Raw genomic sequence first — 22,504 nt, 5'->3', positions numbered from 1 at the left:
CACGACTTTCTCGATGTTCTCGATGTTCAGGCACGTTTTCAGGGAGCGGGTGCACAGTGTCCGGTGGTGAGGTGGCCGGGATCCTGGTGGCCGTCTTCTGGGCGATCCTGGTCTCCTTCCTCGCCGTCGCACTGGCGAGGCTGGCCCAGACGCTCAGGGCGACCACCAAGCTCGTGGCGGACGTGACGGACCAGGCCGTCCCGCTGCTGGCCGACGCCTCCTCGGCCGTGCGCTCCGCGCAGACCCAGATCGACCGGGTCGACGCGATCGCCTCCGACGTCCAGGAGGTCACGTCGAACGCCTCGGCGCTTTCGACCACCGTGGCCTCCACCTTCGGCGGCCCGCTGGTCAAGGTCGCCGCGTTCGGTTACGGCGTGCGCAGGGCACTCGGTGGTCGCAAGGAGGGCGCGCCCGCGGGCCCGGCCAAGGAGCCGCGGCGCACCGTGATCGTCGGCCGCACGATCCCGGCCGCGCGGCGGACGAAGCGGAAGAAGGACTGATCCAGCGATGTTCCGCCGTACGTTCTGGTTCGGCACCGGTGTCGCCGCCGGTGTCTGGGCCACCACCAAGGTCAACCGAAAGCTCAGGCAGCTGACCCCCGAGAGCCTCGCCGCGACGGCGGCGAACAAGGCGATCGACGCGGGCACCCGGATCAAGGACCGCGCGGTGGGCTTCGCCCTCGACGTCCGCGACAACATGGCCCAGCGCGAGGCCGAACTGGACGACGCGCTCGGGCTGAACGCCCCCGTCGACCGTGAACTGCCCGCGCCCCGGCGGTACACCGCCATCGAGAACAGCAACGACCCGAGGTACGTCGACAGGACGACGTACTCGTACAACCGGAATGAGGACCACTGATGGAGTCGGCCGAGATCCGCCGCCGCTGGTTGAGCTTCTTCGAGGAGCGCGGGCACACCGTCGTCCCTTCGGCGTCGCTCATCGCGGACGACCCGACTCTGCTGCTGGTCAACGCCGGCATGGTGCCCTTCAAGCCGTACTTCCTCGGCGAGGTCAAGCCGCCGTACGACCGCGCCACCAGCGTCCAGAAGTGCGTGCGCACGCCGGACATCGAAGAGGTCGGCAAGACCACCCGGCACGGCACGTTCTTCCAGATGTGCGGCAACTTCTCCTTCGGCGACTACTTCAAGGAAGGCGCGATCAAGCTCGCCTGGGAGCTGCTCACCAGCCCCCAGGACAAGGGCGGTTACGGCCTCGACCCCGAGCGCCTGTGGATCACCGTCTACCAGGACGACGACGAGGCCGAGCAGCTCTGGCGCGAGGTCGTCGGCGTCCCCGCCGAGCGCATCCAGCGCCTGGGCAAGAAGGACAACTTCTGGTCCATGGGCGTGCCCGGCCCCTGCGGCCCCTGCTCCGAGATCAACTACGACCGCGGCCCCGAGTTCGGCGTCGAGGGCGGCCCCGCCGTCAACGACGAGCGGTACGTGGAGATCTGGAACCTCGTCTTCATGCAGTACGAGCGGGGCGAGGGCACCGGCAAGGAGGACTTCGAGATCCTCGGGGACCTGCCGAGCAAGAACATCGACACCGGGCTCGGCCTGGAGCGCCTCGCCATGATTCTGCAGGGCGTGCAGAACATGTACGAGATCGACACGTCCATGGCCGTCATCAACAAGGCCACCGAGCTCACCGGCGTGGCCTACGGCGACGCCCACGAGTCGGACGTCTCCCTGCGCGTGGTCACCGACCACATCCGCACCGCCGTGATGCTCATCGGCGACGGCGTCACCCCCGGCAACGAGGGCCGCGGCTACGTGCTGCGCCGCATCATGCGCCGCGCCATCCGCAACATGCGCCTGCTCGGCGCCACCGGTCCGGTCGTCAAGGACCTGATCGACGTCGTGATCGGCATGATGGGGCAGCAGTACCCCGAGCTGATCACCGACCGCGAGCGGATCGAGAAGGTCGCCCTCGCGGAGGAGAACGCCTTCCTCAAGACCCTCAAGGCCGGCACCAACATCCTCGACACCGCCGTCAGCGACACCAAGGCCGCCGGCGGCACCGTCCTCGCCGGCGACAAGGCATTCCTGCTCCACGACACCTGGGGCTTCCCGATCGACCTCACCCTGGAGATGGCCGCCGAGCAGGGGCTGTCCGTGGACGAGGAGGGCTTCCGCCGCCTGATGAAGGAGCAGCGGGAGCGCGCCAAGGCCGACGCCCAGGCCAAGAAGACCGGCCACGCCGACCTCGGCGCCTACCGCGAGATCGCCGACCGTGCCGGTGCCACCGACTTCATCGGCTACACCGACACCGAGGGCGAGTCCACGATCGTCGGCATCCTCGTCGACGGCGTCTCCTCGCCGGCCGCCACCGAGGGCGACGAGGTCGAGATCGTCCTCGACCGCACCCCCTTCTACGCCGAGGGCGGCGGCCAGATCGGCGACACCGGCCGGATCAAGGCCGACTCCGGCGCCGTCATCGAGGTCCGCGACTGCCAGAAGCCGGTCCCGGGCGTCTACGTCCACAAGGGCGTCGTCCAGGTCGGCGAGATCACCGTCGGCGCCAAGGCCCACGCCTCCATCGACGACCGGCGCCGCAAGGCCATCGCCCGCGCCCACTCGGCCACCCACCTCACCCACCAGGCCCTGCGCGACGCCCTCGGCCCGACCGCCGCCCAGGCCGGTTCCGAGAACCAGCCCGGCCGCTTCCGCTTCGACTTCGGCTCGCCGTCCGCCGTGCCGACGGCCGTGATGACCGACGTCGAACAGAAGATCAACGAGGTGCTCGCCCGTGACCTCGACGTCCGCGCCGACGTGATGGGCATCGACGAGGCCAAGAAGCAGGGCGCCATCGCCGAGTTCGGCGAGAAGTACGGCGAGCGCGTCCGCGTCGTCACGATCGGCGACTTCTCCAAGGAGCTGTGCGGCGGCACCCACGTGCACAACACCGCCCAGCTCGGCCTCGTCAAGCTGCTCGGCGAGTCCTCCATCGGCTCGGGCGTGCGCCGCATCGAGGCCCTGGTCGGCGTGGACGCCTACAACTTCCTCGCCCGCGAGCACACGGTCGTCGCCCAGCTCCAGGAGCTGATCAAGGGCCGCCCGGAGGAGCTCCCGGAGAAGGTCTCCGCCATGCTCGGCAAGCTCAAGGACGCCGAGAAGGAGATCGAGAAGTTCCGCGCCGAGAAGGTCCTCCAGGCCGCCGGCTCGCTCGCCGACTCCGCCAAGGACGTGCGCGGCGTCGCCCTGGTGACCGGTCAGGTCCCCGACGGCACCACGGCCGACGACCTGCGCAAGCTGGTCCTCGACGTGCGCGGCCGCATCCAGGGCGGCCGGGCCGCGGTCGTGGCCCTGTTCACCACGGCGGGCGGCAAGCCGCTCACCGTGATCGCCACCAACGAGGCCGCCCGCGAGCGCGGTCTCAAGGCCGGTGACCTGGTGCGCACCGCCGCCAAGACCCTCGGCGGCGGCGGTGGCGGCAAGCCGGACGTCGCCCAGGGCGGCGGCCAGAACCCGGCCGCCATCGGCGACGCCGTGGACGCCGTCGAGCGCCTCGTCGCCGACACGGCGAAGTAGGTCCGGCGATGCGCAGAGGCCGACGACTCGCGATCGACGTCGGTGACGCCCGTATCGGGGTCGCGTCGTGCGACCCCGACGGGATCCTCGCCACGCCGGTGGAGACGGTCCCCGGGCGGGACGTCCCGGCGGCCCACCGCCGCCTGCGGCAGCTGGTCGAGGAGTACGAGCCCGTCGAGGTCGTCGTCGGCCTCCCTCGCTCCCTCAAGGGGGGCGAGGGCCCGGCCGCGGCCAAGGTCAGGGGCTTCGCCCAGGAGCTGGCAAAGGGCATCGCACCCGTCCCCGTACGGCTGGTCGACGAGCGGATGACCACGGTGACGGCGAGCCAGGGGCTGCGCGCCTCGGGCGTGAAGTCCAAGAAGGGCCGGTCGGTCATCGACCAGGCAGCCGCTGTGATCATCCTCCAGCAGGCACTGGAATCCGAACGGGTGTCAGGCAATGCACCCGGCGAGGGCGTCGAAGTGGTCATCTGATCGCGATACGGTAACGTTCCGCGCGATGCGGCGGCATTCGAACAGCCCCCGCACAGCAAGAGGCGGAACGGAAGCCGGCCCCCCACGTCAGGCCGCGCGGACCGCCGCCTCGCGGCTCTAGGGGATCGATGACTGAGTATGGCCGGGGCCCAGGCTCCGAACCGTGGCATCCGGAGGACCCGTTGTACGGGGACGGCGGATGGGGCGGACAGCAGACCCAGGCGGGTCAGCAGTCCCCCTACGGCGGCCAGCCGCAGCACTATCCGCAGCAGCCGCAACAGCAGCAGGCCCAGTACGGCGACTGGGGCGACGGCGGCCAGGGCGCGTACGGGCAGCAGCAGTACGACCAGTACGGTCAGCCGATCCCCCAGCCGCAGTACGACCAGTACGGGCAGCAGCAGTACGGCCGGCAGTACGACCAGGAGGGGTACGCGGCCCAGGCACAGCCGCAGCAGGGCCAGGGCCAGGGTCATGGCTACGACGACGGCGGCTGGGGGACAGGCGCGCACCCCCACGCGCAGTACCCCGGCGACCCGGCGGACCCCTACGGCCAGCAGAGCGCCGCGTACGGCGCGGAGCAACCCGACTTCTACGGCACCCCGGAGGCCTACCCGCCGCCGGAGCCACCCGCCCGAAGGCGCGCCGAACCCGAACCGCGGGACACCGACTGGGACCCCGGCCCCGACGAGGGCGAGCACGCCTTCTTCGCGGGCGGGGACGACGGCGGATCCGACGGCGACGACGGCGGCGGCGGTCGCCGGGGCCGGGGCGGCAAGTCCAGGAAAGGCCGCAGCGGCGTCGCCTGCCTCGTGGTCTGCCTGGTGCTCGGCGGCGGCGTGGCGGGCGTCGGCTACTTCGGCTTCCAGTTCTACCAGGATCGTTTCGGCGCGGCCCCGGACTACGCGGGCGACGGCAACGGCGAGAAGGTCACCGTCACCATCCCCAAGGGCGCGGGCGGCGCGACGATCGGCCAGGAGCTCAAACGCCAGGGCGTGGTGAAGAGCGTCGACGCCTTCATCAGCGCCCAGCAGAGCAATCCCGACGGCAAGAGCATCCAGGACGGCGTGTACACGCTGCAGAAGGAGATGTCGGCGGCGAGCGCGGTCCAGATGCTGCTCGACCCCAAGAGCCGCAGCAATCTGATCATCGCGGAGGGCCTGCGCAACGTGGAGATCTACAAGAAGATCGACACGCAGCTCGGGCTGAAGGAAGGCACCACGGCCGGCGTCGCCAAGAGCGAGTGGAAGAGCCTCGGCCTGCCCGCCTGGGCGATGAACCACAAGGACGTCAAGGACCCGCTGGAAGGGTTCCTCTACCCCTCCAGCTACTCGGCTGCCAAGGGCCAGAAGCCCGAGGACGTGCTCAAGCAGATGGTGGCGCGGTCGAACGAGAAGTACCAGGAGCTCGGTCTCGAGCAGAAGGCCAAGGGGCTCGGCCTCGAGGGACCGTGGCAGTTGCTGACCGTCGCGAGCCTGGCTCAGGCGGAGGGCACGAGCCACGACGACTTCCGCAGGATGGCCGAGGTCATCTACAACCGTCTCAAGCCGGGCAACGAGCAGACCAACGGAATGCTGGAGTTCGACTCCACGTACAACTACGTCAAGAACCAGAGCACGCTCGACCTGTCGCTCAGCGAGCTGCGCAACTACGACAACCCCTACAACACCTATTACTACAAGGGGCTGCCGCCCGGTCCCATCGGCAACCCGGGTGAGGAAGCGATCCAGGGGGCGCTCGCTCCCACCTCCGAGGGCTGGTACTACTTCATCTCGATGGACGGGAAGACCAGCAAGTTCACCAAGACCAACAAGGAACACCAGGCACTGGTCGACGAGTGGAACGCTTCGAGGAAGAACTGATGCCCGCACCCCGAAGGGCGGCCGTGCTCGGCTCCCCGATCGCCCACTCCCTCTCCCCGGTGCTGCACCGCACCGCCTACGCCGAGCTGGGCCTGCAGGGCTGGACGTACGACCGTTTCGACGTCGACGAGGAGGCGCTGCCGGGCTTCTTCGAGAGGCTGGGCCCCGAGTGGGCGGGACTGTCGCTGACCATGCCGCTCAAGCGGGCGGTGATCCCGCTGCTCGACGGGATCAGCGAGACGGCCGCCTCGGTCGACGCGGTGAACACCGTCGTCTTCACCGAGGACGGCCGCGCGACCGGCGACAACACCGACATCCCCGGCATGGTCGCCGCCCTGCGCGAGCACGGCGTCGAGAAGACCGACACCGCCGCGGTCCTCGGCGCCGGCGCCACCGCGTCCTCCGCGCTGGCCGCGCTGGCCCGGGTCTGCACGGGCGAGATCACCGTGTACGTACGCAGCGAGGCGCGCGCCGCCGAGATGCGGGGCTGGGCCGAGCGGCTGGACGTCGACGTCCGCATCGCCGACTGGGCGGACGCCGAGCAGGCGCTGCACGCCCCGCTGGTCGTCGCCACCACGCCCGCCGGCACCACCGACGCCCTGGCCTCCGCGGTGCCGGAGATGCCCGGGACCCTCTTCGACGTGCTGTACGACCCCTGGCCGACCGCGCTCGCGGCCCGCTGGTCGGCGTACGGCGGCGCCGTCGTCAGCGGCCTCGACCTGCTGCTGCACCAGGCGGTGCTCCAGGTCGAGCAGATGACGGGCCGCGCCCCGGCCCCGCTGGCCGCCATGCGAAAAGCAGGCGAGCGCGCCCTCGCGGAACGCTAGGATCCGTCCGGTTCCGCAGGGGGCGGGACCGGGAGGGGAAAGCGATCCATGTCCACAGGCGTGCCTCTGGCGTCCGTCAAGAGCGAGATATTCGAGGCCGTGCTCGGTTTCCTGCCCGACTGGGTGCAGATCACCGTGATCGCCCTGGCCCTGCTGGCCCTGGTCGCGTCCTGGGTGGTCAAGCTGGTGCGCCGCATCGCAGCCCGCCGCGCGGCACGCGGCGGTGCGCCGGCCGCGGCCGTGACGCAGTACGGCCGGCAGGGCCGCGGCGCCGACTATCTGGGGCCCTACGCACCGGCCCAGGCCCCGCCCCGGCCGCAGCAGAGCGGCGCCGATTTCCTCGGTTCCTACGCGCCCGGGCCGCCTCCGGGCGGCGGCGCCGCCTGAGACCGTCCGTCCGGCAGATGGACCGGCGGACGGGCCGGGCGGCCGGACGTGGGAGGATCGGACATGGCGGACCGGGGCCCGCGCACCCGGACACGTCGTCGCCGTACGCACAGAAGACGCGTACGCAGGGCATACCGGGGCGCGAGCACTGAGGAGCACCGTTGAGCAGGTTGCGCTGGCTGACCGCGGGGGAGTCCCACGGTCCCGCACTCGTCGCGACGCTGGAGGGGCTGCCCGCCGGCGTGCCGATCACCACGGACATGGTGGCGGACCATCTGGCGAGGCGGCGGCTCGGCTACGGGCGCGGCGCGCGGATGAAGTTCGAGCGTGACGAGGTCACCTTCCTCGGCGGCGTCCGCCACGGCCTCACCATGGGCTCCCCGGTCGCGGTCATGGTGGGCAACACCGAGTGGCCCAAGTGGGAGCAGGTCATGGCGGCCGACCCGGTCGACCCGGAGGTGCTGGCGGGACTGGCCCGCAACGCCCCGCTGACCCGCCCCCGCCCCGGCCACGCCGACCTCGCGGGCATGCAGAAGTACGGCTTCGACGAGGCCCGCCCGGTCCTGGAACGCGCCTCCGCGCGCGAGACGGCCGCCCGCGTGGCCCTGGGCGCCGTGGCGCGGTCGTACCTCAAGGAGACGGCAGGCATCGAGATCGTCAGCCACGTCGTCGAGCTGTGCTCCGTGAAGGCGCCGCAGGGCACGTACCCCACCCCGGCGGACGTCGAGAAGCTGGACGCCGACCCGCTGCGCTGCCTGGACGCGGACACCTCCAAGGCGATGGTCGCGGAGGTCGACCAGGCCCACAAGGACGGCGACACGCTCGGCGGCGTCGTCGAGGTGCTCGCGTACGGCGTCCCGGTCGGCCTGGGCTCGCACGTGCACTGGGACCGCAAGCTGGACGCCCGCCTCGCCGGTGCGCTGATGGGCATCCAGGCGATCAAGGGTGTCGAGATCGGCGACGGATTCGAGCTGGCCCGGGTGCCCGGCTCCAAGGCGCACGACGAGATCGTGGGCACGCCCGAGGGCATCCGCCGCGTCTCCGGCCGCGCCGGCGGCACCGAGGGCGGCCTGTCCACCGGTGAGCTGCTGCGGGTCCGCGCCGCGATGAAGCCCATCGCGACCGTGCCGCGCGCCCTGAAGACCGTGGACGTGACGACCGGCGAGGCCACGCAGGCCCACCACCAGCGCTCCGACGTCTCCGCGGTCCCGGCCGCCGGCATCGTCGCCGAGGCGATGGTCGCCCTGGTCCTCGCCGACGCCGTGGCGGAGAAGTTCGGCGGCGACAGCGTCACCGAGACCCGCCGCAACGTCACCTCGTACCTCGAGAACCTGGCCATCCGATGAGCACCCCACTGATCGTGCTGGTCGGACCGATGGGCGTGGGCAAGTCCACCGTCGGGCAGCTGCTCGCCGAGCGCCTCGGCACCGCGTACCGGGACACCGACGACGACATCGTCTCCGCCGAGGGGCGCACCATCGCGGAGATCTTCGTGGACGAGGGCGAGCCGGCCTTCCGTGCCCTGGAGAAGCAGGCCGTGCGGACGGCCCTCGCCGAGCACGACGGCGTCCTCGCCCTCGGCGGCGGCGCGGTCCTCGACGCCGGCACCCGCGGCCTGCTCGCCGGGCAGCGCGTCGTCTATCTGTCGATGGACGTCGAGGAGGCGGTCAAGCGCACCGGCCTGAACGCCGCACGCCCGCTGCTGGCGGTCAACCCGCGCAAGCAGTGGCGCGAGCTGATGGAGGCCCGCCGCCACCTCTACGAGGAGGTCGCCACGGTCGTCGTCGCCACCGACGGACGCACGCCCGAAGAAGTCACGCAAGCGGCGCTGGACGCACTGGAGTTGAAGGAAGCATGAGCGAGGCAGTCACCCGGATCCAGGTCGGCGGCACCGCGGGATCCGACCCCTACGAGGTCCTGGTGGGCCGTCAGCTCCTGGGCGAACTCGCCGGCCTGATCGGCCCGAAGGCCAAGCGGGTCGCCGTGATCCACCCCGAGGCCCTCGCCGAGACCGGCGACGCGCTGCGCGCCGACCTCGCCGAGCAGGGCTACGACGCGATCGCCATCCAGGTGCCCAACGCAGAGGAGGCCAAGACCGCCGAGGTCGCCGCCTACTGCTGGAAGGCGCTCGGCCAGTCCGGCTTCACCCGCACCGACGTCATCGTCGGCGTCGGCGGCGGCGCCAGCACCGACCTCGCCGGCTTCGTGGCCGCGACCTGGCTGCGCGGCGTGCGCTGGATCGCCGTCCCGACCACCGTGCTGGCCATGGTGGACGCGGCCGTCGGCGGCAAGACCGGCATCAACACCGCCGAGGGCAAGAACCTCGTCGGCGCCTTCCACCCGCCGGCCGGCGTCCTGTGCGACCTCGCGGCCCTCGACTCCCTCCCGGTCAACGACTACGTGTCGGGCCTCGCCGAGGTCATCAAGGCCGGCTTCATCGCCGACCCGGCGATCCTCGACCTGATCGAGTCCGACCCGCAGGCCGCGCGCACCCCGGCCGGGCCGCACACCGCCGAGCTGATCGTGCGCTCCATCAAGGTCAAGGCCGAGGTCGTCTCCTCCGACCTGAAGGAGGCGGGCCTGCGGGAGATCCTGAACTACGGTCACACCCTGGGCCACGCCATCGAGAAGAACGAGCGCTACAAGTGGCGCCACGGCGCCGCCGTCTCCGTCGGCATGCACTTCGCCGCCGAACTGGGCCGCCTCGCGGGCCGGCTGGACGACGCCACCGCCGACCGTCACCGCAGCATCCTCGAGGCGGTCGGCCTGCCCCTCCACTACCGCTACGACCAGTGGCCCAAGCTGGTGGAGAACATGAAGGTCGACAAGAAGTCCCGCGGTGACCTGCTGCGCTTCATCGTCCTGGACGGCCTGGCCAAGCCCACCGTCCTGGAGGGACCCGACCCGGCCGTCCTCCTCGCCGCCTACGGCGAGGTGGGCGAGTAAGTCCCCGGTCGCACCTTCCGTCCGATTCGCCTCGCGGGGCGGGCACTTCGGACCGACCCCGGCCGTTCACCAAAGGACGGCCGGGGAAGGTACCGTTCGGGTGAGGCCCCTCCCACGCCCTCTAGGCTGTGGGAGAGCGGGTACCCCTCCCGCTGTCAGCGCCCATCGCCTGTACGAGACGGAGTGGCACCGGATGCAGCACGCAGTGGGTTCTCCGCTGCCGCCCCCCCAGCCGGGGCACGGACCGGCCGTCGGCTGGTCCCCGGCCGCACACCACCCGGGCCCGCACCAGGGCTCCGCCCCCGTGCCCCCGCCCGTGGCGCCGGGCCACCCCATGCGGGCCCCGCACCCCGGGCCGCCGCAGCAGGCCCCGCCCCCGGCACCCGTGCCGGACACCACCGGACACGTCCCGCTGCCGCCCGGCGGCCCCGTCGCCGCGCCCAGCGTGCCGCCCGCCGCGGCCGCCGGACCCGATCCGGCGACCACCTGCCTCGCGGTGCTGCTCATCGGCCCCGCGGGCGCGGGCAAGACCAGCGTCGCCAAGTACTGGGCCGACCACCGCAGGGTCCCCACCGCCCACATCAGCCTCGACGACGTGCGCGAATGGGTCCGCTCCGGCTTCGCCGACCCCCAGTCCGGCTGGAACGAGAACTCCGAGGCCCAGTACCGCCTCGCCCGCCGCACCTGCGGCTTCTCCGCGCGCAACTTCCTCGCCAACGGCATCTCCTGCATCCTCGACGACGCCGTCTTCCCGGACCGCCCCGTCGTCGGCCTCGGCGGCTGGAAGCGGCACGTCGGGCCCGGCCTGCTCCCGGTCGTCCTCCTGCCCGGACTGGACATCGTCCTGGAGCGCAACGCCGAGCGCAGCGGCAACCGTCGCCTCTCCGACGAGGAGGTCGCCCGCATCCACGGCCGCATGGCCGGCTGGTACGGCTCGGGCCTCCCGATCATCGACAACTCCCAACTCGACGTCCCGGAAACCGCACAGGTGCTGAACGAGGTCCTGTCCCGCTCCATAGCGAGCCCCCCGACCTGGTAACCAGGGCTGAGGGAAGCGCCCCGAAGGGGCGCGGGGCTGTATCGACATGCGGCTCCGCCGCGGGGCGCGTGAAGCCCCACCGGCCCGCAGACGCCGTACGACGATCCCCCCGCCCCGGACCGCGCACCCCGCACCCAGCGCCCCGCACCTCCCCACTCGGCCTCTCCCGAGCGGCGCCCCCACCGGCGGAGCCATACGCTCGGCTCATGTCAGAGGTGTACGCGGCCCGCCGGACGCGCCTACGAGAACGCTGCAACGCGGGCGGCAGCGCGGCGGCGCTCGTCTCCCGGCCCGCCAACGTGCGCTATCTCGCGGGCGGCGCCCCGCCCGGCGCCGTGCTGCTGCTCGGCAAGACCGAGGATCTCCTGGTGTGCTCAGGCCCGCCCGACGAACGGCCCACCGAGGGCCGGCCCGACGAGACGCTGCCGCTGCGCGCCCTGCCCGGCCCCGGCGGTGACGCGGCCGTCGCCGCCGCCGGCCTCGCCGCGTCACAGGGCGCCGAGTCCCTCGCCACCGAGGACCACCACCTCACCGTCGCCCGTCAGCGGGCCATGCGCGCGGTCGCCCCCGGACTGCGCCTGACCGACCTGGGGCAAGCCGTGGAGCAGCTCCGGGTCGTCAAGGACGAGGAGGAGATCTCCTGCCTGCGGATCGGCGCCGAGATCGCCGACCAGGCCCTCGGAGAGCTGCTGGAGTCCATCCTCGTCGGCCGTACCGAGCGGCACCTCGCCCTGGAACTGGAACGCCGCCTGGTCGACCACGGCGCCGACGGCCCCGCCTTCCCGACCTCCGTCGGCACCGGCCCGAACTCCGGACGCCGAGGCCACCGGCCCACCGACCGGCGCGTGGAGGAGGGCGACTTCCTCTCCGTGTGCCTGGGCGCGACGTACCGCGGCTACCGCTGCGAGATCGGCCGGACGTTCGTCATCGGCACCTCGCCGGCGGACTGGCAGATCGAGCTGTACGACCTCGTCTTCTCGGCGCAGCGGGCCGGCCGCGAGGCCCTCGCACCCGGCGCCGCCTGCCGCGATGTGGACCGCGCGGCCCGTCAGGCACTGGACTCCGCCGGGTACGCGGAGAACCTTCCGGCCCTCACCGGGCACGGGGTGGGACTCGAAATCGACGAGGACCCGCAGTTGGCCCCCGCGGCCATGGGTAAACTGGACGCTTGTGTGCCGGTCACCGTCGAACCGGGGGTCCACCTCCCGGGCCGGGGCGGTGTCCGGATCGATGACACGCTCGTCGTGCGCCCCGAGGCGGACGGCGGACCCGAGCTACTCACCATCACGACCAAGGAGCTGCTCGCGCTCTAGCCTCGCGCTGTGCGCACGCCCCGGGGTCGTCCACGTCAGTCCAGTCCAGGAGATTCCGCAACCGTGGCTTCCACGAACGACCTCAAGAACGGCCTGGTGCTCAAGCTCGAAGGCGGCCAGCTCTGGTCCGTCGTCGAGTTCCAGCACGTCAAGCCCGGCAAGGGCCCCGCCTTCGTGCGCACCAAGCTCAAGAACGTGCTCTCCGGCAAGGTCGTCGACAAGACCTTCAACGCCGGCGTCAAGGTCGAGACGGCCACTGTCGACAAGCGCGACATGCAGTTCTCGTACATGGACGGCGACTACTTCGTCTTCATGGACATGGAGACGTACGACCAGCTGATGGTCGACCGCAAGACGGTCTCCGACGCCGCCAACTTCCTGGTCGAGGGCTTCACCGCCACCGTCGCCCAGCACGAGGGCGAGGTGCTCTTCGTCGAGCTGCCCGCCGCCGTCGAGCTGACCGTCCAGGAGACCGAGCCGGGCGTCCAGGGCGACCGCTCCACCGGCGGCACCAAGCCCGCCACCCTGGAGACCGGCCACCAGATCCAGGTCCCGCTCTTCATCACCACCGGTGAGAAGATCAAGGTCGACACCCGTACGAGCGACTACCTCGGCCGGGTGAACAGCTAACCGTGGCTGCCCGCAACACGGCCCGCAAGCGCGCCTTCCAGATCCTCTTCGAGGGCGATCAGCGCGGCGCCGACGTCCTGACGGTCCTCGCCGACTGGGTCCGGCACTCCCGGTCCGACACCCGGCAGCCGCCGGTGAGCGAGTACACGATGGAGCTCGTGGAGGGCTACGCCGAGCGTGCGAAGCGCATCGACGAGCTCATCGCCCAGTATTCGGTCGGCTGGACGCTGGACCGGATGCCGGTCGTCGACCGAAACATCCTGCGCCTCGGCGCGTACGAGCTGATCTGGGTCGACGCGACCCCGGACGCCGTCGTCCTCGACGAGATGGTGCAGCTGGCGAAGGAGTTCTCCACGGACGAGTCGCCGGCGTTCGTCAACGGCCTGCTCGGCCGGCTGAAGGAACTGAAGCCTTCGCTGCGCCGTGACGAGGCCTGACGGAGACAGACACAGACGCCGGAGGGCCTGCCGCGACCGACATCGGTCACGGCAGGCCCTCCGGCGTTCTCCGTGCGCCCCGCGAGCCTCGACGCCCGCAGACGCCGCCGGGGTGGCCGGGAGCATCAGGCTTCCCGGCCACCCCGGCGGCACGTTTCTGCTATGTGTCCGGACCCCTCCCGGGGCTCAGACGTCCTCGTGGGACGCCACCGCGCGGCGCGCGTCCGCGTCCAGGACACCCCAGCTGATCAGCTGCTCGGTCAGGACCGAGGGGGACTGGTCGTAGATGACGGCGAGTGTGCGCAGGTCGTCCTGGCGGATCGAGAGCACCTTGCCGTTGTAGTCGCCGCGCTGGGACTGGATCGTGGCCGCGTACCGCTGCAGCGGGCCCGCCTTCTCGGCCGGCACCGTGGCCAGCCGCTCCAGGTCCAGGACCAGCTTCGGCGGCGGCTCGGCGGCGCCACCGGGGGTGGTGCCGGGCAGCAGCTCCTGCACGGGAACGCCGTAGAAGTCCGCCAGCTCGGCGAGGCGCTGCACGGTCACGGCACGGTCACCGCGCTCGTACGACCCGACCACGACCGCCTTCCAGCGGCCCTGGGACTTCTCCTCGACACCGTGGAGGGAAAGGCCCTGCTGGGTGCGGATGGCCCGGAGCTTGGCCCCGAGCTGTTTGGCGTATTCGCTGGACATATGGCTCCCCGGACAAGGTGTCGACGCGGCCGGCTGTGTTGTCTGCCGCGCGGCTGGTAACTCACTGTGAGGTTACGCAGCGTTACTCTTCTGCGTCAAGCCGAATGGTCCGCACCGACGCTTCCGTGGTAGTCGCGCCCCGTTGCTGCGAACGGGTGACGCGGACGCGGCACGGGAGTGACAGGGGAGTGTCGGGGGTGCGATCGATGCGGTGTCGTGAGCCTGGTAGCGTAGGTGGCGCAAATCCGACGTCCTTTAAGGTCCGTCCCGTGAGGCGGAGAAGGAGGTCCGTTTCGTATGGACAAGCAGCAGGACAGCAGGCAGCAGGACGCACCGTCCGACGCGCGGCCCGTGCTCGAGGGGCCGGACATCGCGCGGGTGCTGACCCGTATCGCCCACGAGATCGTCGAACGCGCCAAGGGCGCCGACGACGTGGTGCTCCTCGGCATCCCGACCCGGGGCGTCTTCCTCGCCCGGCGGCTCGCCGACAAGCTGGAGCAGATCACCGAGCGCAAGATGCCGGTCGGCTCGCTCGACATCACCATGTACCGCGACGACCTGCGCATGCACCCGCCGCGCGCGCTGGCCCGCACCGAGATCCCCGGTGACGGCATCGACGGCCGCCTGGTGGTCCTCGTCGACGACGTCCTCTTCTCCGGCCGCACCATCCGCGCCGCCCTCGACGCCCTGAACGACATCGGCCGCCCGCGCGCGGTGCAGCTGGCGGTCCTCGTCGACCGCGGCCACCGCGAGCTGCCCATCCGCGCCGACTACGTCGGCAAGAACCTCCCCACGTCGCTGCGGGAGACGGTCAAGGTCCAGCTCGCCGAGGAGGACGGTCGCGACACCGTGCTGCTCGGCGCCAAGCCGGACACCCCGGGCGCCCACCCCTAGCACCCCGCGCGTACGCCCCGACCGGTGCGGTACGCGTGCCCGGTGTGCCCCCGCACGCACCCGGGCGCCCGAATTATCCCGCTCTTCCGCATGAATCGCCTTACGGAGCCTGACAGATGCAGCGTCATCTCATCTCGGCCGCCGACCTCACCCGCGACGACGCCGTCCTGATCCTCGACACCGCCGAGGAGATGGCCCGGGTCGCGGACCGGCCGATCAAGAAACTCCCCACCCTGCGCGGCCGGACCGTCGTCAACCTCTTCTTCGAGGACTCCACCCGGACCCGGATCTCCTTCGAGGCCGCCGAGAAGCGCCTGTCCGCGGACGTCATCAACTTCACCGCCAAGGGCTCCAGCGTCTCCAAGGGCGAGTCCCTCAAGGACACCGCGCAGACCCTGGAGGCCATGGGCGTCGACGCCGTCGTCATCCGGCACGGCGCCTCCGGCGCCCCGTACCGCCTGGCCACCTCCGGCTGGATCGACGCCCACGTCATCAACGCCGGCGACGGCACCCACCAGCACCCCACCCAGGCCCTGCTGGACGCCTTCACCATGCGCCGCCGCCTGGTCGGCCGCGACACCGGCCTCGGCAAGGACCTGGACGGCCGCCACATCACCCTGGTCGGCGACGTCCTGCACAGCCGCGTCGCCCGCTCCAACGTCGACCTGCTGCACACCCTCGGCGCCCAGGTCACCCTCGTCGCCCCGCCCACCCTGCTGCCGGTCGGCGTCGAGACCTGGCCCTGCGAGATCTCCTACGACCTCGACTCCACCCTGCCGAAGTCCGACGCGGTGATGATGCTGCGCGTCCAGCGCGAGCGCATGAACGCCGCGTTCTTCCCGACCGAGCGCGAGTACTCCCGCCGCTACGGCCTCGACGGCGACCGCATGGCGAAGATGCCCGAGCACGCCATCGTGATGCACCCCGGCCCGATGGTCCGCGGCATGGAGATCACCGCCGAGGTCGCCGACTCCGACCGCTGCACCGTGGTCGAGCAGGTCACCAACGGCGTCTCCGTCCGGATGGCCGTCCTCTACCTCCTGCTCGGCGGCGCCGAGCCCGCCGTCACCCACGCCCGCACCACCGAGGAGAAGTAAGAACCATGAGCAAGACCCTGATCCGCGGTGCGAAGGTCCTCGGCGGCGAGCCGCAGGACGTGCTGATCGACGGCGGCACCGTCGCCGAGGTGGGCACCGGACTGTCCGCCGAGGGCGCCGAGGTCGTCGAGGCCGACGGCAAGGTGCTGCTGCCCGGCCTCGTCGACCTTCACACCCACCTGCGCGAGCCCGGCCGCGAGGACTCCGAGACCGTCCTCACCGGCACCCGGGCCGCGGCGAGCGGCGGCTACACCAACGTCTTCGCCATGGCCAACACCTTCCCGGTCGCCGACACCGCCGGTGTCGTCGAGCAGGTCTGGCGGCTCGGCCAGGAGTCCGGCTACTGCGACGTGCAGCCCATCGGCGCCGTCACCGTCGGCCTGGAGGGCGCCAAGCTCGCCGAGCTGGGCGCCATGCACGAGTCCGCGGCCGGCGTCACCGTCTTCTCCGACGACGGCAAGTGCGTCCACGACGCCGTGATCATGCGCCGCGCCCTGGAGTACGTGAAGGCCTTCGACGGCGTCGTCGCCCAGCACGCCCAGGAGCCCCGGCTCACCGAGGGCGCCCAGATGAACGAGGGCGTCGTCTCCGCCGAGCTGGGTCTCGGCGGCTGGCCCGCCGTCGCCGAGGAGTCGATCATCGCGCGGGACGTGCTGCTCGCCGAGCACGTCGGCTCCCGCGTCCACATCTGCCACCTGTCGACCGCCGGCAGCGTCGAGATCGTCCGCTGGGCCAAGTCCCGCGGCATCGACGTCACCGCCGAGGTCACCCCGCACCACCTGCTCCTCACCGACGAGCTGGTCCGCTCCTACAACCCCGTCTACAAGGTCAACCCGCCGCTGCGCACCGAGCGCGACGTGCACGCCCTGCGCGAGGCGCTCGCCGACGGCACGATCGACATCGTCGCCACCGACCACGCCCCGCACCCGCACGAGGACAAGGACTGCGAGTGGGCCGCCGCCGCCATGGGCATGGTGGGCCTGGAGACCGCGCTGTCGGTGGTCCAGGAGACCATGGTGGACACGGGCCTGCTCGACTGGGCCGGCGTCGCCGACCGGATGTCCTTCAAGCCCGCGCAGATCGGACAGGCCACCGGACACGGCCGTCCCGTCTCGGCTGGTGAGCCCGCCAACCTCACCCTCGTCGACACGGCATACCGTGGCCAGGTGGACCCCGCGGGCTTCGCCTCGCGCAGCCGCAACACCCCCTACGAGGGACGTGAGCTGCCGGGCCGTGTGACGCACACGTGGCTGCGGGGCAAGGCCACGCTCGTCGACGGGAAGCTCACGTGACATCTGTAGCACCGGTAATCCTGCTGGCCGCCGAGAAGGAATCGGCGGAAGTGACCGACTGGGCCGCCCGCATCGGCTGGGTCGTCGGCCTCGGGCTGTTCGTGGCCCTCGTCTACTGGCTGATGCGCGAGGGCTGGAAGTGGCGCAGCACTCTCCAGAGTGACCTCCCCGAGCTGCCCACCGTGCCGGACGAGCCCGGTCCGGCGAGACTGACGATGAGCGGCCGCTACCACGGCTCCACCACCGCCGGTCAGTGGCTCGACCGCATCGTGGCGCACGGCCTGGGCACCCGGAGCAGGGCCGAGCTCACGCTGACGGACGCGGGACTGGACGTCGTACGCCCCGGCGCGGCCGACTTCTTCGTCCCCGCCGCCGCACTGCGCGAGGCCCGGCTGGACAAGGGCATCGCCGGCAAGGTGCTCACGGAGGGCGGTCTGCTGATCGTCACCTGGGCACACGGAGACAAACTGATCGACTCCGGCTTCCGCTCCGACCACGCGGCCGAGCACAACGAGTGGGTCGAAACCCTGAACAACATGATCGACAAGACGGAAACGGAAGGCGCACGATGACGACCTCCACCAGGGGAGTTCACAGGACTCCCGCCGTACTCGTCCTGGAGGACGGCCGGATCTTCCGCGGCCGCGCCTACGGGGCCGTGGGGGCCACCTTCGGCGAAGCCGTGTTCTCCACCGGCATGACGGGCTACCAGGAGACCCTCACCGACCCGTCGTACCACCGCCAGGTCGTCGTGATGACCGCCCCGCACGTCGGGAACACGGGCGTCAACGACGAGGACATGGAGTCCAAGAAGATCTGGGTCTCCGGATACGTCGTCCGCGACCCCGCCCGCGTACCCTCCAGCTGGCGCTCGCAGCGCACGCTGGACGAGGAACTCGCCGCCCAGGGCGTCGTCGGCATCTCCGGCATCGACACCCGCGCCCTCACCCGCCACCTGCGCGAGCGCGGCGCCATGCGCGTCGGGATCTTCTCCGGCAACGCGCTGCCCGACGAGGGCACCATGCTCGCCGAGGTCCGCCAGGCCCCCGAGATGAGCGGCGCCGACCTCTCCGCCGAGGTCGCCACCACCGAGGCGTACGTCGTCCCGGCGATCGGCGAGAAGAAGTTCACCGTCGCCGCCGTCGACCTCGGCATCAAGGGCATGACCCCGCACCGCATGGCCGAGCGCGGCATCGAGGTGCACGTCCTGCCCGCCACGGCCACCGTCGAGGACGTCTACGCCGTCAACCCGGACGGCGTGTTCTTCTCCAACGGCCCCGGCGACCCGTCCACCGCCGACCACCCGGTCTCGGTCATGCAGGGCGTCCTCGAGCGCGGCACCCCGCTGTTCGGCATCTGCTTCGGCAACCAGATCCTGGGCCGCGCCCTCGGCTTCGGCACCTTCAAGCTGAAGTACGGCCACCGCGGCATCAACCAGCCGGTGCAGGACCGTACGACCGGCAAGGTCGAGGTCACCGCGCACAACCACGGATTCGCCGTCGACGCCCCGCTCGACACGGTCTCCGACACCCCCTACGGCCGCGCCGAGGTTTCCCACGTCTGCCTCAACGACAACGTGGTGGAGGGCCTCCAGCTCCTCGACAAGCCGGCCTTCAGCGTCCAGTACCACCCCGAAGCGGCAGCGGGCCCGCACGACGCCGCCTACCTGTTCGACCGCTTCGTTTCCCTGATGGAGGGCCAGCGTGCCTAAGCGCACCGATATCCAGTCCGTCCTGGTCATCGGCTCCGGCCCGATCGTCATCGGCCAGGCCGCCGAGTTCGACTACTCCGGCACCCAGGCGTGCCGCGTGCTCAAGGCCGAGGGTCTGCGCGTCATCCTGGTGAACTCCAACCCGGCGACGATCATGACCGACCCGGAGATCGCCGACGCCACCTACGTCGAGCCGATCACCCCCGAGTTCGTCGAGAAGATCATCGCCAAGGAGCAGCCCGACGCGCTGCTGCCCACCCTGGGCGGCCAGACGGCCCTCAACACCGCGATCTCCATGCACGAGCAGGGGGTGCTGGAGAAGTACGGCGTCGAGCTGATCGGCGCCAACGTCGAGGCCATCCACAAGGGCGAGGACCGCGACCTGTTCAAGGAGGTCGTCGAGGAGGTCCGCAGGAAGACCGGCCACGGTGAGTCCGCCCGGTCCTACATCTGCCACTCCATGGACGACGTCATGAAGGGCGTCGAGGCGCTCGGCGGCTACCCCGTCGTCGTCCGCCCCTCCTTCACCATGGGCGGCGCCGGCTCCGGCTTCGCCCACGACGAGGAGGAGCTGCGCCGCATCGCCGGCCAGGGCCTCACGCTCTCCCCGACCACCGAGGTGCTCCTGGAGGAGTCCATCCTCGGCTGGAAGGAGTACGAGCTGGAGCTCATGCGCGACAAGAACGACAACGTCGTGGTCGTCTGCTCCATCGAGAACTTCGACCCCATGGGCGTGCACACCGGTGACTCGATCACCGTGGCGCCCGCGATGACGCTCACCGACCGCGAGTACCAGATCCTGCGCGACGTCGGCATCGCCATCATCCGCGAGGTCGGCGTCGACACCGGCGGCTGCAACATCCAGTTCGCGGTGAACCCCGAGGACGGCCGTGTCATCGTCATCGAGATGAACCCGCGCGTCTCCCGCTCGTCGGCGCTCGCCTCCAAGGCGACCGGCTTCCCGATCGCCAAGATCGCCGCCAAGCTCGCCGTGGGCTACACCCTGGACGAGATCCCGAACGACATCACGCAGGAGACCCCGGCCTCCTTCGAGCCGACGCTCGACTACGTGGTCGTGAAGGCCCCGCGGTTCGCCTTCGAGAAGTTCCCGAGCGCCGACTCCACCCTCACGACCACCATGAAGTCGGTCGGCGAGGCCATGGCCATCGGCCGCAACTTCACCGAGGCCTTCCAGAAGGCGCTGCGCTCCCTGGAGAAGAAGGGCAGCCAGTTCACCTTCGTCGGCGAGCCCGGCGACAAGAAGGCGCTGCTGGAGGAGGCCGTCCGGCCCACCGACGGCCGGATCAACGCCGTCATGCAGGCCATCCGCGCCGGCGCCACGCCCGAGGAGGTCTTCGAGCACACGAAGATCGACCCCTGGTTCGTCGACCAGCTCTTCCTGATCAAGGAGATCGCCGACGAGCTGGCCGCCGCGCCCGAGCTGACCCCCGACCTGCTCGGCGAGGCCAAGCGGCACGGCTTCTCCGACCAGCAGATCGGCGAGATCCGCGGCCTGCGCGAGGACGTCGTCCGCGAGGTCCGGCACGCGCTCGGCATCCGCCCGGTCTACAAGACGGTCGACACCTGCGCCGCCGAGTTCGCCGCGAAGACGCCGTACTTCTACTCCTCCTACGACGAGGAGACCGAGGTCGCACCGCGCGAGAAGCCCGCGGTGATCATCCTGGGCTCCGGCCCGAACCGCATCGGCCAGGGCATCGAGTTCGACTACTCCTGCGTCCACGCCTCCTTCGCGCTGAGCGACGCCGGGTACGAGACGGTGATGGTCAACTGCAACCCGGAGACCGTCTCCACCGACTACGACACCTCCGACCGGCTCTACTTCGAGCCGCTCACCCTGGAGGACGTCCTGGAGGTCGTGCACGCGGAGGCGCAGGCCGGACCGATCGCGGGCGTCATCGTCCAGCTCGGCGGCCAGACCCCGCTGGGCCTGTCCCAGGCGCTCAAGGACAACGGCGTGCCGGTCGTCGGCACCTCCCCGGAGGCCATCCACGCCGCCGAGGACCGAGGCGCCTTCGGCCGGGTGCTCGCCGAGGCGGGCCTGCCCGCCCCCAAGCACGGCACTGCCACCACCTTCGCCGGCGCCAAGGCCATCGCCGACGAGATCGGCTACCCGGTCCTCGTCCGCCCGTCCTACGTGCTCGGCGGACGCGGCATGGAGATCGTCTACGACGAGACCCGGCTGGAGTCCTACATCGCCGAGTCCACCGAGATCAGCCCATCCCGGCCGGTCCTGGTCGACCGCTTCCTGGACGACGCGATCGAGATCGACGTCGACGCCCTGTACGACGGCGAGGAGCTCTACCTCGGCGGCGTCATGGAGCACATCGAGGAGGCCGGCATCCACTCCGGTGACTCGGCGTGCGCCCTGCCCCCGATCACGCTCGGCGGCTTCGACATCAAGCGGCTGCGCGCCTCCACCGAGGGCATCGCCAAGGGCGTCGGCGTGCGCGGCCTGATCAACATCCAGTTCGCGCTGGCCGGGGACATCCTCTACGTCCTGGAGGCCAACCCGCGCGCCTCGCGCACCGTGCCCTTCACCTCGAAGGCGACCGCGGTGCCGCTGGCCAAGGCCGCCGCCCGCATCTCGCTGGGCGCGACCATCGCCGAGCTGCGCGCCGAGGGCCTGCTGCCCGCGAAGGGCGACGGCGGCGAACTGCCGCTGGACGCGCCGATCTCCGTCAAGGAGGCCGTGATGCCGTGGTCCCGCTTCCGGGACATCCACGGCCGCGGCGTCGACACGGTCCTCGGCCCGGAGATGCGCTCCACCGGCGAGGTCATGGGCATCGACTCCGTCTTCGGCACGGCGTACGCCAAGTCGCAGGCGGGCGCGTACGGGCCGCTGCCCACCAAGGGGCGGGCCTTCATCTCCGTCGCCAACCGCGACAAGCGCTCGATGATCTTCCCGGCGCGTGAGCTGGTCGCCCACGGCTTCGAGCTGATGGCCACCTCCGGCACCGCCGAGGTCCTCAGGCGCAACGGCATCAACGCCACGGTGGTCCGCAAGCAGTCCGAGGGCACCGGCCCGAACGGCGAGAAGACCATCGTCCAGCTGATCCACGACGGCGAGGTCGACCTCATCGTCAACACCCCGTACGGCACCGGCGGCCGCCTCGACGGCTACGACATCCGTACGGCGGCCGTGGCGCGGTCCGTGCCGTGCCTGACGACGGTCCAGGCGCTCGCCGCGGCCGTCCAGGGCATCGACGCCCTCAACCGCGGCGACGTGGGAGTGCGCTCACTCCAGGAACACGCCGAGTTCCTGACCGCGGCCCGCGACTAGCAGCCCCGAGGGGGACACCGGAAACGGTGTCCCCCTCTTCATGAGCCCCGGCCTCACGAGCCCTCATGAAGCCCTGAC

Annotated in this window: 21 protein-coding genes; 20 read left to right on the top strand and 1 reads right to left on the bottom strand. The window is 71.2% G+C overall.

The features are described 5' to 3' along the window. Positions 1–56 precede the first annotated feature (56 nt). From AB0E77_RS13620 to nusB, 14 genes are all read left to right on the top strand, one after another. Positions 57–500 carry a DUF948 domain-containing protein gene (locus AB0E77_RS13620; protein ID WP_361569479.1) on the top strand — a complete coding sequence of 148 codons (444 nt, stop codon included), beginning with the start codon at positions 57–59 and terminating at the stop codon, positions 498–500. 7 nt (positions 501–507) lie between these two features. Further along, positions 508–858, top strand: a complete 351-nt coding sequence (locus tag AB0E77_RS13615) for a hypothetical protein (protein ID WP_361569477.1) — start codon at positions 508–510, stop codon at positions 856–858. Then, entirely contained in the window at positions 858–3,530 is a 2,673-nt protein-coding gene (alaS, locus tag AB0E77_RS13610) for an alanine--tRNA ligase (RefSeq protein WP_361569475.1), read from the top strand. Before AB0E77_RS13615 ends, alaS begins: the two co-directional genes overlap by 1 nt. An 8-nt stretch (positions 3,531–3,538) precedes the next feature. Beyond that, a complete protein-coding gene (ruvX, locus tag AB0E77_RS13605) occupies positions 3,539–4,003 on the top strand; it encodes a Holliday junction resolvase RuvX (RefSeq protein ID WP_361569473.1) in 465 nt (154 codons plus the stop codon). A gap of 128 nt (positions 4,004–4,131) precedes the next feature. Beyond that, positions 4,132–5,862, top strand: coding sequence for an endolytic transglycosylase MltG (mltG, locus tag AB0E77_RS13600; RefSeq protein WP_361569471.1), 1,731 nt, complete (start codon positions 4,132–4,134; stop codon positions 5,860–5,862). Then, positions 5,862–6,689, top strand: a complete 828-nt coding sequence (locus AB0E77_RS13595; RefSeq protein ID WP_361569469.1) for a shikimate dehydrogenase — start codon at positions 5,862–5,864, stop codon at positions 6,687–6,689. The genes mltG and AB0E77_RS13595 overlap by 1 nt, the downstream gene beginning before the upstream one ends. A gap of 48 nt (positions 6,690–6,737) precedes the next feature. After that, a complete protein-coding gene (locus tag AB0E77_RS13590) occupies positions 6,738–7,076 on the top strand; it encodes a hypothetical protein (RefSeq protein WP_361569467.1) in 339 nt (112 codons plus the stop codon). A 161-nt stretch (positions 7,077–7,237) separates the two neighbouring features. Beyond that, a complete protein-coding gene (gene aroC / locus AB0E77_RS13585) occupies positions 7,238–8,422 on the top strand; it encodes a chorismate synthase (RefSeq protein ID WP_361569465.1) in 1,185 nt (394 codons plus the stop codon). Further along, the gene (locus AB0E77_RS13580) at positions 8,419–8,934 is read left to right on the top strand and encodes a shikimate kinase (RefSeq protein WP_361569464.1); all 516 of its coding nucleotides are present in this window, start codon (positions 8,419–8,421) and stop codon (positions 8,932–8,934) included. Before aroC ends, AB0E77_RS13580 begins: the two co-directional genes overlap by 4 nt. After that, positions 8,931–10,022, top strand: a complete 1,092-nt coding sequence (aroB, locus tag AB0E77_RS13575) for a 3-dehydroquinate synthase (RefSeq protein WP_189230637.1) — start codon at positions 8,931–8,933, stop codon at positions 10,020–10,022. The genes AB0E77_RS13580 and aroB overlap by 4 nt, the downstream gene beginning before the upstream one ends. 193 nt (positions 10,023–10,215) lie before the next feature. After that, positions 10,216–11,061 (top strand): Pro-rich N-terminal domain-containing protein, encoded by an 846-nt coding sequence (locus AB0E77_RS13570; RefSeq protein WP_361569462.1) that lies wholly within the window; start codon positions 10,216–10,218, stop codon positions 11,059–11,061. A gap of 206 nt (positions 11,062–11,267) precedes the next feature. Then, positions 11,268–12,374, top strand: coding sequence for an aminopeptidase P family protein (locus AB0E77_RS13565; RefSeq protein ID WP_361569460.1), 1,107 nt, complete (start codon positions 11,268–11,270; stop codon positions 12,372–12,374). A gap of 63 nt (positions 12,375–12,437) precedes the next feature. Further along, the gene (efp, locus tag AB0E77_RS13560) at positions 12,438–13,004 is read left to right on the top strand and encodes an elongation factor P (protein ID WP_361569458.1); all 567 of its coding nucleotides are present in this window, start codon (positions 12,438–12,440) and stop codon (positions 13,002–13,004) included. 2 nt (positions 13,005–13,006) lie between these two features. Then, the gene (nusB, locus tag AB0E77_RS13555; protein ID WP_189230641.1) at positions 13,007–13,441 is read left to right on the top strand and encodes a transcription antitermination factor NusB; all 435 of its coding nucleotides are present in this window, start codon (positions 13,007–13,009) and stop codon (positions 13,439–13,441) included. A gap of 186 nt (positions 13,442–13,627) precedes the next feature. Here the strand turns inward: nusB and bldD are convergent, their stop codons facing one another. Further along, positions 13,628–14,131, bottom strand: coding sequence for a transcriptional regulator BldD (gene bldD / locus AB0E77_RS13550; protein ID WP_024887373.1), 504 nt, complete (start codon positions 14,129–14,131; stop codon positions 13,628–13,630). Between the two features lie 297 nt (positions 14,132–14,428). On the opposite strand from bldD, the gene pyrR reads away from it, so the two are divergent. The 6 genes from pyrR to carB all read left to right on the top strand — a co-directional run bounded on the left by pyrR (position 14,429) and on the right by carB (position 22,426). Further along, a complete protein-coding gene (gene pyrR, locus AB0E77_RS13545) occupies positions 14,429–15,025 on the top strand; it encodes a bifunctional pyr operon transcriptional regulator/uracil phosphoribosyltransferase PyrR (RefSeq protein ID WP_361569456.1) in 597 nt (198 codons plus the stop codon). Between the two features lie 116 nt (positions 15,026–15,141). After that, the gene (locus AB0E77_RS13540) at positions 15,142–16,122 is read left to right on the top strand and encodes an aspartate carbamoyltransferase catalytic subunit (RefSeq protein ID WP_361569454.1); all 981 of its coding nucleotides are present in this window, start codon (positions 15,142–15,144) and stop codon (positions 16,120–16,122) included. Positions 16,123–16,127: 5 nt separating this feature from the next. Next, positions 16,128–17,414 carry a dihydroorotase gene (locus tag AB0E77_RS13535; protein WP_361569452.1) on the top strand — a complete coding sequence of 429 codons (1,287 nt, stop codon included), beginning with the start codon at positions 16,128–16,130 and terminating at the stop codon, positions 17,412–17,414. Beyond that, positions 17,411–17,986: a hypothetical protein gene (locus tag AB0E77_RS13530; RefSeq protein WP_361569450.1), complete on the top strand. Its 576-nt coding sequence runs from the start codon at positions 17,411–17,413 to the stop codon at positions 17,984–17,986. The genes AB0E77_RS13535 and AB0E77_RS13530 overlap by 4 nt, the downstream gene beginning before the upstream one ends. Then, the gene (gene carA / locus AB0E77_RS13525; RefSeq protein ID WP_361569448.1) at positions 17,983–19,125 is read left to right on the top strand and encodes a glutamine-hydrolyzing carbamoyl-phosphate synthase small subunit; all 1,143 of its coding nucleotides are present in this window, start codon (positions 17,983–17,985) and stop codon (positions 19,123–19,125) included. The genes AB0E77_RS13530 and carA overlap by 4 nt, the downstream gene beginning before the upstream one ends. Further along, a complete protein-coding gene (carB, locus tag AB0E77_RS13520; RefSeq protein WP_361569446.1) occupies positions 19,118–22,426 on the top strand; it encodes a carbamoyl-phosphate synthase large subunit in 3,309 nt (1,102 codons plus the stop codon). The genes carA and carB overlap by 8 nt, the downstream gene beginning before the upstream one ends. Positions 22,427–22,504 lie beyond the last annotated feature (78 nt).

This window comes from Streptomyces sp. NPDC032940 (assembly GCF_040636935.1).
Taxonomy (GTDB): Bacteria; Actinomycetota; Actinomycetes; order Streptomycetales; family Streptomycetaceae; genus Streptomyces.
This window is presented reverse-complemented; position numbering and strand designations above follow the sequence as displayed.

Coding starts and splice junctions, on each gene's coding strand:
- AB0E77_RS13595 (WP_361569469.1), top strand. CDS start 5,862: ATGCCCGCACCCCGAAGGGCGGCCGTGCTCGGCTCCCCGATCGCCCAC.
- AB0E77_RS13590 (WP_361569467.1), top strand. CDS start 6,738: ATGTCCACAGGCGTGCCTCTGGCGTCCGTCAAGAGCGAGATATTCGAG.
- AB0E77_RS13540 (WP_361569454.1), top strand. CDS start 15,142: ATGCAGCGTCATCTCATCTCGGCCGCCGACCTCACCCGCGACGACGCC.
- bldD (WP_024887373.1), bottom strand. CDS start 14,131: ATGTCCAGCGAATACGCCAAACAGCTCGGGGCCAAGCTCCGGGCCATC.
- pyrR (WP_361569456.1), top strand. CDS start 14,429: ATGGACAAGCAGCAGGACAGCAGGCAGCAGGACGCACCGTCCGACGCG.
- AB0E77_RS13580 (WP_361569464.1), top strand. CDS start 8,419: ATGAGCACCCCACTGATCGTGCTGGTCGGACCGATGGGCGTGGGCAAG.
- aroB (WP_189230637.1), top strand. CDS start 8,931: ATGAGCGAGGCAGTCACCCGGATCCAGGTCGGCGGCACCGCGGGATCC.
- mltG (WP_361569471.1), top strand. CDS start 4,132: ATGACTGAGTATGGCCGGGGCCCAGGCTCCGAACCGTGGCATCCGGAG.
- AB0E77_RS13565 (WP_361569460.1), top strand. CDS start 11,268: ATGTCAGAGGTGTACGCGGCCCGCCGGACGCGCCTACGAGAACGCTGC.
- ruvX (WP_361569473.1), top strand. CDS start 3,539: ATGCGCAGAGGCCGACGACTCGCGATCGACGTCGGTGACGCCCGTATC.
- AB0E77_RS13615 (WP_361569477.1), top strand. CDS start 508: ATGTTCCGCCGTACGTTCTGGTTCGGCACCGGTGTCGCCGCCGGTGTC.
- alaS (WP_361569475.1), top strand. CDS start 858: ATGGAGTCGGCCGAGATCCGCCGCCGCTGGTTGAGCTTCTTCGAGGAG.
- AB0E77_RS13535 (WP_361569452.1), top strand. CDS start 16,128: ATGAGCAAGACCCTGATCCGCGGTGCGAAGGTCCTCGGCGGCGAGCCG.
- carA (WP_361569448.1), top strand. CDS start 17,983: ATGACGACCTCCACCAGGGGAGTTCACAGGACTCCCGCCGTACTCGTC.
- AB0E77_RS13570 (WP_361569462.1), top strand. CDS start 10,216: ATGCAGCACGCAGTGGGTTCTCCGCTGCCGCCCCCCCAGCCGGGGCAC.